Raw genomic sequence first — 12326 nt, 5'->3', positions numbered from 1 at the left:
CATTCCGATATAAGCTAGTTGATGGAGGTGGATACATTTTAGTCCACTCTTCCATCAACTCTATTATTTTTAATGTTCTATAAATCTATTTGTAATGGGTTATAACTATTAGGCCAAAACAATCTTTGACTTGTTTTTAGCAATCTCTGCAGCCACTTCAACAATCATATCCTCTTGACCGCCAACTACTTTACGCTTTCCTAGTTCAATTAAAATATCACGTGAATCCACACCAAATTTTGCAGCTGCACGTTTTGCATGAAGAGCAAAGCTAGAATATACACCAGCATACCCGAGTGTTAGGCTGTCTTTCGTGATTTCTTGTGGTACTTGTAAAAGTGGTGCCACAATGTCCTCAGCTAAGTCCATCATTTTATATAAATCTACCCCAGTTTTAATACCCATCCGTTCGCAAACGGCTACAAGTACTTCTGTTTGTGTATTACCGGCACCAGCACCAAGGCAACGAACACTGCCATCAATACGAGTCGCACCTTCTTCGATTGCGGCAAGTGTATTGGCCATCGCTAAAGATAAATTGTTATGACCATGGAAACCAACATTAACGCCAATGGATTGTTTAAGAGCACGAATACGTTCGCGAACTTGGTCTGGAAGTAAGTAACCTGCAGAGTCAACAACGTATACTGAATCTGCTCCATAGCTTTCCATTAATTTAGCCTGTTCTACTAATTTAGCAACAGGTGCCATATGGTTCATCATTAAGAATCCAACTGTTTCCATCCCTAATTCTTTTGCGTAGGCAATGTGTTGTGGTGCCACGTCTGCTTCTGTTACATGTGTTGCAATACGAGCCATTTTTGCTCCTAAATTAGATGCTTCTTTTAATTCATGTAAAGTACCGATTCCCGGTAAAAGTAACACAGCAATTTTGGATTTGTCGGCAACAGAAACGGCTGCTTCGATTAATTCCATTTCATTTGTACGGGAAAGTCCATATTGTAAAGAAGATCCTGCTAAACCGTCTCCATGTGATACTTCGATATAAGGAACATTTGCGTCATTTAATGCCTTTGCAACCTTAAGTACTTGTTCAACTGTAAATTGATGATTGATCGCATGGCTTCCATCGCGTAATGCTACCTCTGTGATAAGAATATCTCTTTCATTTGTCATTATTTTTTACCCCTTTCTACAGTTCAAACTGTTTCTTTCGTTAATAATTTTTTAGCAAACGCTTCGGCAATTTTAACACCGGCAGATGTCATGATATCTAAGTTTCCTGCGTATTTAGGAAGGTAATCACCAGCCCCCTCTACTTCAAGGAAGATGGTTACTTTATTTCCTTCAAAAATTGGTTCTGTGCGGAGTCGATAGCCTGGAACATAGGATTGAACAACCTTTGTCATTTCCTCAATCGATTTCCTAATCGCTTGTTCATCCATTTTTCCATCTTCAACAAGGGTATAAACGGTATCACGCATCATAATTGGCGGTTCAGCAGGGTTTAGAATCATTATCGCTTTTCCTTTTTTAGCACCACCAACCTCAGCAATTGCACGTGAAGTTGTCTCTGTAAATTCATCGATATTTGCACGTGTTCCTGGGCCAGCACTTAAGCTCGCAATCGTTGCAACGATTTCTGCATATTCTACTGGAGCTACTCGGTGAACTGCATGAACCATTGGAATGGTTGCTTGACCACCACAGGTAATTAAATTGATATTATCTTTATCTAAATGTTCATCAATATTTACAGCAGCACATACATATGGGCCTACAGCCGCAGGAGTCATGTCAATTACTTTTATTCCTGCTTCTTTTAACACTTTTGCATTATAAAGATGAGCTTTGGCTGAAGTTGCATCAAAAACGATGTCTGCTTCTAGTGTTTTGTCTGCAAGAAAACCATCAATTCCTGTATCAACCCCAGCATAACCTAATTCTCTAGCACGGCGTAATCCGTCTGATTGCGGGTCAATCCCAATCACAGCTGTTAGCTCTAAATATTCAGAGCGTCCCAGTTTGATCATTAAATCTGTACCAATGTTCCCTGAGCCAAGAACGGCAACTTTTACTTTTGACAAAATAATTCTCCTCCTAAAAGTTAATGTGTTTTATTTTTTCTCTCTAGTTTTTCTATAAGATGTATTAAACTTTATAGCCTAAACAACTTGAAATCTCTGCTGCAGCACTTTTAATTCCTGCTATCACCTTAGGTAGCCGATTTTCATCCAGCCTCATTTTAGGTGCAGCACAACTTATTGAAGCGATTACATTTCCCTGATGATTAAATATTGGCGCAGCTATACATTTAAGCCCTAACTCAATTTCTTCATCATCGACCGCATAGCCTTGCTCACGGATGGAATGCAAATGTTCTTTAATTTCCTCAATATTTGTCATCGTGTGCTTAGTAAATGATTCCAAATTGATAGATGATAATATTCTGTTAACATCATTTTCATTAAGGTTGGCAAGTATTGCCTTTCCCACACCCGTACTATGAAAAGGAGCCCTTTTTCCAATATGCGAATAAATAGTAAGGGCACTTTGACCTTCTACTTTTTCAATGTAAATAATTTCATCTCGCTGTAACGAAACTAAGTGAACAGTTTCATTTAGTTCATCCACTAAATCTATAATAATGGGCCTTGCAATTTTCCCAATATCGAGATGTTTTCCGACAAAATTGCCAAGTTCAAAAAGCTTGATCCCTGGCTTATATTTCAAATCCTCAGGATTTTGTTGAAGAAACCCTCTATGTTCCAAAGTCTTGATAATACCGTGGACAGTACTTTTTGATAAATTTAAATTCTCACTAATCTCTTTGATACTTAGTTCTGGTTTAGTAACCAAAAATAATTCTAGGATATCAGCGGCTCTTTCAACAGACTGAATTAAACGTTCTGACACAACCATCCTCCTCTCATTCGACATTATCGAATGACGTTCGCATTTCTTTAAGGACAATCTAATAGTAACTCTCGTTCATTATTCTGTCAATATTTTAAATAATTTTACTGTTTTTTTAATTTACATTGAAAATAAAACAAAAGGCGCAAGCGCCCTGTTCAGCGGCGTATGGCCTGGAGCGCTCCAACTGAGATAAAGGAAACACGAAGAGCCGAAGGCGATTCGATGTTGACTTATCGTAGGGCGGAGAGCGAAGGACACTAGCCGCTAGGGCGCTGGAGCTGGATTCAGAGAACTATTTCAAGTTATCCACAATAAATTATTTTATTATTTCCTATCCAATAAAAAAAAGGAGCCTGATTTCATAGAAATCAGACTCCTTTTTAAATAATCTCAAATTGCTTAAAACCTGTTGTATCTGGGATAAAATCTAACGTTTTATTATTGAAATAATGGCACTCACCATTGTCAATAATGAAATGCAATTCATCCTTAGTAATTTCTGCATCATTTGGCTGAATCGTTTCTTCCAAGGTCAATTTCACTTTCATAAAACAACTTTTACGCATTTGCAGCCGGATAAATTGTTTTGAATCTGCTAGTTCCAACCTATTTTGTAGTTCTGTTTTGGCATTTTCAGTTAATAGAAACACGCGATCATCCTCACACCTTAATTTCCTAAAAAGAGATTTAATTAATGATTATCATGTACCACAAAAGGTTTGGTAAGGCTGGGTTGATTGCTCAGGAAGCGTGCAGTATTCCGCCTGTTCTGGGGAGTGCGCATATGGGCTTGAAAGTACATCAAGCAACCGCTCCATTACGCTGTAGTCTTCTTGATTCACGGCAGCGTCTAGTGCGGCCTCCACCCGGTGGTTACGAGGGATTACCGCAGGATTGCTATTACGCATCAACTGGTGTGAGGAGTCTTTTGATTCCTGCTGTCTGTTTAGACGCGCTTGCCATTGCTCATACCACTGCTTAAATTCTGAAGTCTCCACTAAGACTGTATCCTCCGGCTTATCAAAAGTTAATGCTCGGAAGGTATTGGTATAGTCCACCTTATACTTTTGCATCATAGTTAAAAGATTATCAACAAGAGATGCGTCCTGTTCTTCCTCGTTAAATATGCCGAGTTTAGCTCTCATTCCAGCCAGCCAATTAACCTGGAACAACTCCATAAAATGTGAAATCTCATCCTGAGCCAGTTGGACAGCCTGTTCTTGATTGTCATGTAAGAGCGGCAAAAGAGTTTCAGCCAATCGAGCGAGATTCCAACCGGCAATATACGGCTGATTGCCATAAGCATAACGTCCTTGCCTATCAATAGAACTAAATACTGTTGCAGGATCATAGGTATCCATAAAAGCACACGGACCATAATCAATCGTTTCTCCGCTAATGGTCATGTTGTCGGTGTTCATGACCCCGTGGATAAAGCCAACCAACTGCCATTTCGCTACTAGCGCTGCCTGACGTTTGATTACTTCCTGTAGCAGCGATAGATATCGTCTCTCATCAGTGTCAACGTGTGGATAATGGCGTTTTAGTGTATAGTCTGCTAGTACCTGGAGCTCCTCAACTGTGCCCCATTTTGCTACGTATTGAAAGGTACCAACGCGCAGATGGCTGGCTGCCACACGAGTCAGAATTGCTCCTGGCAGGGCGGTTTCGCGGAATACTGCCTCCCCGGTTGTCACAACGGCTAAACTTCGGGTGGTTGGTATCCCAAGCGCATCCATCGCTTCGCTGATGATGTATTCACGCAGCATCGGTCCAAGCCCCGCTCGACCATCGCCTCCGCGGGAGTACGGTGTTCTACCTGGACCCTTAAGTTGAATATCAAACCGTTCGCCTTTCGGGGTGATTTGTTCACCAAGCAAGATGGCCCGTCCATCCCCTAATTTCGTGAAATGCCCAAATTGATGCCCTGCATATGCTTGGGCAAGCGGCATGGCCCCATCAGGTATCCGGTTGCCAGCAAATACTGCTACGCCATTTACGCTCTCGAGCTCCTGTATATTCAAGCCAAGGGAGGTTGCCAGCCGGTTATTAAGAATAATCAACTTGGGTGAACGGACAGGCGTTGGGTCTGTCCTGGTAAAAAATGAGTCTGGCAGTCGGGCATAACTGTTATCTAAGTTCCAGCATAGTTCATTAATTTCTTTAGCCATCGTATCCCCTTTTCTTTTTTTGTCTTATTAAACTTACTTTACACAAAAATTATAGGAATTCTAAAAGACTGTGTGATTAAATTACCCTATATTTAAAAGCTAAACCTTTTAAGAAATTCCTAGCGTACTTATCACCGCACTCTTTATAATTCTTATGTCCTTCTTTTCTTAATAAAGCGCCGAGTTCTCCTTTTGTTACAGTTATTCCTGCATTTTCAAATATTTCCAGCATATCCTCAGTAGTTAAGGCCAGCGCTATTTTTACTTTCTTCAACAGGAGATTATTAACGTTTGCGCTTTTCTTTATTGACGGTTCCGGTGTTTCCGACTGTCCTGGTTTGGTCTCTTGTTTCCCTCTTTTAAAAATAATAAGTCCATTTAAAAATGAATCTAACATACTGTTATTACATTTTATTTGATCGTCATATTCAGCCTCATCATCAGTTTTTGTTAGAATCTTTATTACCTCAGGGACTGTTACTTCCACTCCGCCAAGTTTAAATATTTCTGCCATTTCTTTATTTTTTATTTCTAGTGCATATCTCATTCGAATTAATATATCATTATTATCCATCAGTAAGTCTCCCTTTAAAATTGATGTTCCACTTTTAGACTGTCATTTTCCAACTTGATAAAGCTAGCCAGTTCTCCATTTGCTCATACTCGGGGATTATTTTACCTACAAGGCGCCAAAAAGATCGATCATGATTCAGATGAACCATATGGCACATTTCATGAACAACTACATAATCAATTACCTTCAATGGTGCCATCGCGAGCTTCCAATTGAAGGTTAATTGCTCCCTGGAATCACAGGTTCCCCAGTTCCTGTTATTATCAGAAATACGGATAGACCTTGGTTTTATTTTGAAGTTGCTTTGATAGGAACGAATACTCCTCTCTACTAAGGTTTTACACTGCTGATAATAAAACCGTTTTAAGGCTTGTTTTATTTTCTCATCCTCAAGCTGTTTCACATATATATATAACTTATCCCCTTCTAACACTACATAGTCTTGCTTGATATTTATATCTTGAGAGACCTGGATAGGATAATCGTTTCCTAAATAAAGAAAGGTTTCACCATGATCATAGACCTTTACCTTTTGGCCAAGCCTTCTATCCTTCATTTCTGTTGATTTTTGCTGGATCCAATCCCATTTTTCCTCTAATAATTGCAGGATAAGTTCATCGGAGGTCCCTTTAGGAGCCTGGATTTCAACATTTCCATAAACATCTATATAAATGCCCATGGAAGTACGATTTTTATAATTTATCTCAAAACTAAGGGTCTGACCTAAATATTTATGTATCATTTAATCACCTTCATTTATGACAATGGGTAAAATAACAGCAAAAAAAATTAGAGTAAGTATAAATAACCTACTCTAACATGATTTTGCCTATGTTTATTTGAAAAAGCAATTAACTTTTTTTGCAAGGGTCTCACTATTTAAGGTTACATTTCAAAAAATTGTTACTTCTAACGCAATACTCTAGCAGCACTAGAAAATTTAGACGGATTATACGAAGCAATTTTCACAACATCGCCCGTTTGCGGAGCATGTATATATTGCCCGCCTCCAATATAAATGCCGACATGATAGGCAGGAGAACCCCTGAATACTAAATCTCCTGGCTGTACTTGACTCGGAGAAATTCTTGTTCCAACATTTTGCTGGTCTCGTGAAACTCTTGGCAGATTAATGCCAACTGAACGAAACACATAGGAAGTGAATCCCGAACAATCAAATCCGCTTGGCGTTGACCCGCCCCAAACGTAAGGAACGCCCAAAAATTGTTTAGCGTAAGCAATCATCGCACTTGCCGATCCAGAGTTAGTTGAAATGGCTGCAACTGACGGTGGTGCAGACTTAGAAGGTCTGCTGCTTACTGGTGCCTGCTGTTGAGTTTGTTGCTGGGCTTGTTGAGCAGGCTGTTCAGACTGTTGTTGGACTTGTTGAGCGCGTTGTTGGGCTTGTTGTTGTGCAGCAAGCTGACGGGCTTGTTCAGCCTTTTGTTGTGCCAGTTGAGCCTGTTGGTTTTGTAATGTGTTTTTCGCCTCAGCTATTCCTTTTTCAACTTCTTTTTTATCTTCTTCAATCTTTTTTTGTTCAGAAGCTAATTCAACCTGGCTGTTTTTTAATTGGTCAAACTCATTATGTAATTTTTCCTCTGCATTTTCTAACGCTTGTTCTTTATCATTTAAACCGTTCAGTAAGTCTGTGTCAGTTTCCATGATATGCGATATAGCAGTAAAACGAGTTAAAAACTCTGAAATGTTATCAGACGAAAGTAAAAGCTCTGCGTAAGTAGCGATTGATTGTTTGCCCTCTAACTGAATGCTTTTTAGACGATCAGAATAGACCTTTTTATGAGCATCTAAGGACTTTTTAGCGTTTTCAATTTCAGCCTCTGTTTTTTCAATTTTTCCTTGTTGTGTTTTAATCTGATCGTTTAGTTTTTGACTTTTCTCCATGGATAAGGAGATCCGGTTGTCTAATTGCTGGATCTTTGTTTCAAAGTCATTGATTTGTACTTGTGTAGAATTGATTTCTTCTTGTGTAACTGGTGAATCTACTGGACTTGCAAAAGTTGGTGTTGCTTGAATCATAGTGGCGAGGATGGCAGCCGATACTGTATATTTAAATAATTTTTTTATCATTTTAAAATCTCCTCTTGTTACCTATTGTTAATTCGATTTTTATATATTAATAGTTTATCTTCCTAACGGACTAATAACAATGAAACAGTCGATAATGTAATATAATTGTAATTTTATGTAGAATAATCTGATAAAGATTCGACACCTGCTCCCAACTTTTAGACAGATACCCACCACGGTATTCTAAATCATAAACTTAAACATGTATTGTTAAAAATAGAGCAAAAAAAAGAAACAGGATATTATCCCATTCCAAATTTGCAGCTTCTTAATAACAATTCTAAAAATTCCTTTGTATTTTCCAAATTCCTCAGTATAGGCTTTTCCTATCAGAGGATTTTTTAATAAATCATCTGTTTCTAAACAAGTTGAGAAATAAATTTTGTCAACTTTGGTCAAGACCTTAAGTCAGCACTGCATGCATAAAACCACTCCTATTTTTTTAATAACTTCGATTTAACCGGCAACATTCCCATTTATTCAAGTTATTAAATGAATTTATTCGTTTCAGCATTTTAACTGGAAGTTATTATAAGAAGGCATGAGAGTGGGTTTAAAATGATGAAAAATAAAGGGGAAGAAGATTGGAGATTTATTTAGACGAAATCCAAATTTCAAAAACTTTTATTATCTTTATTATCATTTTGACATTTTTCAACCTCCTTTTCGCTAAATTATATCACATTATATTTCATGATAATTTTTTCTCTACTTATGTTTTCTACAATTATGTGAACACACCGTTTTGACTAAATTCCGTACCCTTTAGCTCCACTTCAGAATAGTATAAAAACTCATTTGCAATTTATTATTGCAAATGAGTTTCAATAGCTGACATCTAGCTTTGATTTAAAATATGGTTTGTTTAAATCATTCTAATCTAATTATTTTGCTCGAGGCATTGATAAACCGCCATCATATCTCGTTTATTTAACTCACGAATACGATTGAAAATTGGAATATCGGCAACATCCTCAGTACATAAACTTTCATCAACAACATCACTTACTTTGCCAGTTAACCATGTTTCTACTGTTATGCCTTCGACCATTTCCTTGCGACCTTCATCATTGATGCCACTTGCACGACAACTCACACATGGTATCGTTAATTTAAACACGCCATCATGGAGATTCTCTTCTGTAATGACTTTCTTTCCTTTACAGAATGGACATGGATGACTTTTTATAATCTTATTAATTTGAGTGACAATTTTTTTGTAACCAAATGTTTCATAAACATATGTTAGTTTTTTGTATTTTCCATTAGTGAAATACTTATTAATGATGGTTTCTCTCGTCTCATTGATATTGGCAAAATCACAGATGGTAATCTCATTATTGATGCTGATGGATTCAATATTGTTTTTAATGCTGTCCCAGAATGGTAAGACATTTTGTAATACCATTTCATACCCAACAAAGCTTGCGAGTTCCAATTCAAACATTTTCAATGCGACTTGTGTTTCCCTAGGCAGCAGGGAGACATCTTCTGTCAAAGTCATATCGCCGCCAACAATAGATTTTAGCTTTACGAGTACAGGTAACTCTCCAACTATTTGTAACACTTGATCAAGTGGCTGATTGATCATCTCACGAATATCTGTGTCACCAAATGTAAGCTGTTTATGATGATTAAGTACAGTTCCATTACAAATCGGACAGGTAATCTTTTCTTTAGATGCTTTCATTTTCTCTTTAATCACCGATTTCGAAATGACCATATACCCACCAACGATGGTATTAAAGCCTACCCAGGTCCTCTGTGTCTTGCCTGCTTTATCATAGAATGTCTTTTCAAAATATCCGTACCAAAAAATATGCTTTTCTTCTTCTGACATCTCATTGTAGCTTTTCGTCAGATCGAACCCGAGCTCATTCTTAATTTCCTCAAATAGAAACTCTAATTTTGGATATTGATAATATTTTAATACTTCCATCACTTCAGGATAAAATAGGCCATCCCAGAATGGAACGGTTTTGTCCTGAATGACAAGATCTTTATCAAATATTTCAATCTTAAGGCGTCCTGAGCATGATGGACAATGATTGTCCTGTGAATAGAAATCGAAGCTTCTCGTATCTTTAATGGTCGGATGCGACGCGATAATATGGTTGATCACGCCACCCATTTCATAGAGAAAACTATATTGGCTATACAAATGTCTTTCAAGATCTATAGCAATGACAGGCGCAATGGTGTCAGATTCGTATTCGCCGTAAATTAAACGGGCCATTGATGATAAACTTTTTAAGATTCCACCCTTATAGACATTTTCTGCATTCTTAAAATAGTCGATATGATTTTCTTTTAAATATTTAATGCCATTTTGCGCTTTGAGTGTCGAAGAAATTTGCGATGGAAGCACAACATCTTCCTTATTTTTAAGCTCGTAATATTCGTTATGACTGACAACTTCAAGATGAGTGACAGGTTCAATCTTTCTTTTACCAAAATCAGCGATAAAATCAGAGCTTTCTAACATATAGGCATTATGTTCAATCATCATAACTGAGACAGATTCATCTTGCAGAATGACCCTGACGCTATCAATGAATTGATTTAGAATATTTTGTGATAAACCTTTTGAAGGTTCGTCAAAAATGAAAAGTGTATGAGGGTTTCTAGAATTCGCAAACAGTTCAGAAACTAAATGAACACATTGAAATTCACCAGTCGATAAGGTTTGTGTTTTTCTTTCTAATGTCAAATAACCTAGTCCAAGTTTGATCAGTAAACTCAAACGTTTATGTGCAATATCTTGATTTGGAAGTTCATCAATAATATCTTCAATCGAACGCTCAAAAATATCATCAATATCTTCACTATATTTTGTAAGTTTCTTTTTGATATCAAGAAAAGTCGCAACGGTTGACCGACTAGTAATCGATTGGTTTCGATCTTGCCCTACCATTACTAGTTTATCTTTTGGATAACGCTTCTGAAAATCTTTGGCGATACATTCATTGACTAGTGTAGACTTGCCACATCCAGATTCACCCGTAAAGGTTACAAGCCTATTTTTGGGTACCTGAATTTCAGCCATTTGAATATTACGGCAATGCAGTTCACGAAATTGATAGTAATCCGTTGGCATTTCTTGATTTTGTTCCCAATGGATGGGTTGTGGACGCGGTGATTCTTCCACAATTTTTCCGCCATATTTCCCACTGCCGGGTCCAAAGAACAATTGCTCATCCGTTGTATCTAGGACTGTGTCAGAATGATCAATGAACCAAATTTGGTTCTTATAGCCTAATTGTTTAATCTGTTCTAAAATCTTCAATAGTGTTTGGTGATCAAGACCAACGGAGATTTCATCAATAATAATCACGGTATTTTCACTGGCTGCCATGAATTCTGCCAAGTAAAGACGTGTTATTTCCCCTCCTGACAATGTACCCATGATCCGATTTAATGTTAAGTAACCAATATTCATATTGATAATATTTTTAAGAATATGCTGTTTCGCTTCACCAATATGTAAAACTTCTGCTAGTGATAGAATCGATTCAATGCTTAAATTGTTGATATCGGAAATACTATGTGGTTGATCAAATAATTCAATTTTATATTGTTCAACTTCTTGATTATAGCGCTTTCCCTTACACTTTTTACATTCGACATTTTTAGTAGTTCCACGACCCTTACACTCTGGACACCAGCCTAATGCATTATTAAAGGAAAACACTTCCGGAGAAAGATTATATTTTTCAGCAAGACTCACACGAATCTCTGTAAACACGCCAGTATGTGTGCCAATTGTTGAACGTGGATTGGAAGAAATGGATGATCTTCCTAGAAAAAGTACAAGTGGCATTTCTTCCATCTTGATAGCACTAAAATTGGTTTCCATTATGTTAGGAAATAAATACTGATATTCAGCCTTTGACAATAAGGAAACGAGACGTTTCTTGGATTCTTCACCAATGGTTTGACAAAAAGTTGTTTTTCCAGATCCCGACAAACCAGCAATTCCTAACGATTGATCTGCTGGAACTGCTGCATTTAATTTGTTAATATTGTTCGCAATTAATTGATTTATTTTCATAGCGTTCTCCTCTCTATTCTCTAAATCTAGTATTGCCATGTTAGCACAACTTCAAATGAATATGTTGTGTTATTTTTTGAAAAAACAAACAGCTCAGTCCTATACTGAGCCGTTTGCTTTTTCCTATTCGTTAGCTTAAAACTAAAAAACTCACTTCAGAGGTTTGGTCTTACATTTCCCCTAACACTTTTTTAAGATCTTCGCCCATTTTCGCCCAACCATATTTCGCACCATTGAACGCTTGATCTTCTTTTTCGAATCCTGCTTGTTCAAGATGTAAGTAGGTTGTGCCATCCTCTTCCTTCAATGTCCATGTGACAGTAGTGTTTATCGGACCACCTACCCATGTGTAAGATAACTTATTAGGCTCGTCCACTACTAATACTTCACAATCTACAATTAAATTCCACTGCGGATTTCGGAATTGACATTTATGTCCTACGATTGGTTTAAAATCATTTTCCATTATCCATTTTGCAAGAGTATCCGAATCGGTTAATGCGTTCCACACCTTATTGATTGAACTTGTAAACTGAAAATCTAATGATACATCTGCCAT

At 37.4% G+C, this 12326-nt stretch carries 10 protein-coding genes; all 10 read right to left on the bottom strand.

Features of this window, described 5'->3' with window-relative positions:
• Nucleotides 1–108: 108 nt before the first annotated feature.
• Nucleotides 109–1137, bottom strand: a complete 1029-nt coding sequence (gene dmpG / locus CCK98_RS06455) for a 4-hydroxy-2-oxovalerate aldolase (RefSeq protein ID WP_088085827.1) — start codon at nt 1135–1137, stop codon at nt 109–111.
• 23 nt (nt 1138–1160) lie between these two features.
• Nucleotides 1161–2048: an acetaldehyde dehydrogenase (acetylating) gene (locus tag CCK98_RS06450; RefSeq protein WP_088085826.1), complete on the bottom strand. Its 888-nt coding sequence runs from the start codon at nt 2046–2048 to the stop codon at nt 1161–1163.
• Nucleotides 2049–2112: 64 nt separating this feature from the next.
• A complete protein-coding gene (locus CCK98_RS06445) occupies nt 2113–2877 on the bottom strand; it encodes an IclR family transcriptional regulator (RefSeq protein ID WP_088085825.1) in 765 nt (254 codons plus the stop codon).
• A 383-nt stretch (nt 2878–3260) separates the two neighbouring features.
• Nucleotides 3261–3530: an iron-sulfur cluster biosynthesis family protein gene (locus CCK98_RS06440; protein WP_088085824.1), complete on the bottom strand. Its 270-nt coding sequence runs from the start codon at nt 3528–3530 to the stop codon at nt 3261–3263.
• A 51-nt stretch (nt 3531–3581) separates the two neighbouring features.
• Complete coding sequence (locus CCK98_RS06435) at nt 3582–5051, bottom strand: YdiU family protein (RefSeq protein WP_088085823.1); 1470 nt, start codon at nt 5049–5051, stop codon at nt 3582–3584.
• A 76-nt stretch (nt 5052–5127) separates the two neighbouring features.
• On the bottom strand, nt 5128–5625 hold the full coding sequence (locus CCK98_RS06430; RefSeq protein WP_088085822.1) for a DUF1456 family protein: 498 nt from the start codon (nt 5623–5625) through the stop codon (nt 5128–5130).
• A gap of 34 nt (nt 5626–5659) precedes the next feature.
• Nucleotides 5660–6367, bottom strand: a complete 708-nt coding sequence (locus tag CCK98_RS06425; RefSeq protein WP_088085821.1) for a M48 family metallopeptidase — start codon at nt 6365–6367, stop codon at nt 5660–5662.
• A gap of 167 nt (nt 6368–6534) precedes the next feature.
• Nucleotides 6535–7716: a C40 family peptidase gene (locus tag CCK98_RS06420; protein ID WP_088085820.1), complete on the bottom strand. Its 1182-nt coding sequence runs from the start codon at nt 7714–7716 to the stop codon at nt 6535–6537.
• Between the two features lie 880 nt (nt 7717–8596).
• On the bottom strand, nt 8597–11767 hold the full coding sequence (locus tag CCK98_RS06410; RefSeq protein WP_088085818.1) for an ATP-binding cassette domain-containing protein: 3171 nt from the start codon (nt 11765–11767) through the stop codon (nt 8597–8599).
• A gap of 169 nt (nt 11768–11936) precedes the next feature.
• Complete coding sequence (locus CCK98_RS06405) at nt 11937–12326, bottom strand: SRPBCC domain-containing protein (RefSeq protein ID WP_088085817.1); 390 nt, start codon at nt 12324–12326, stop codon at nt 11937–11939.

The sequence above is a fragment of the Bacillus sp. OV166 genome (genome assembly GCF_900177675.1).
GTDB lineage: Bacteria > Bacillota > Bacilli > Bacillales > Cytobacillaceae > Neobacillus.
Note: the sequence above shows the minus strand (reverse complement) of the source record. Positions and strands in the feature narration are given on the sequence as shown.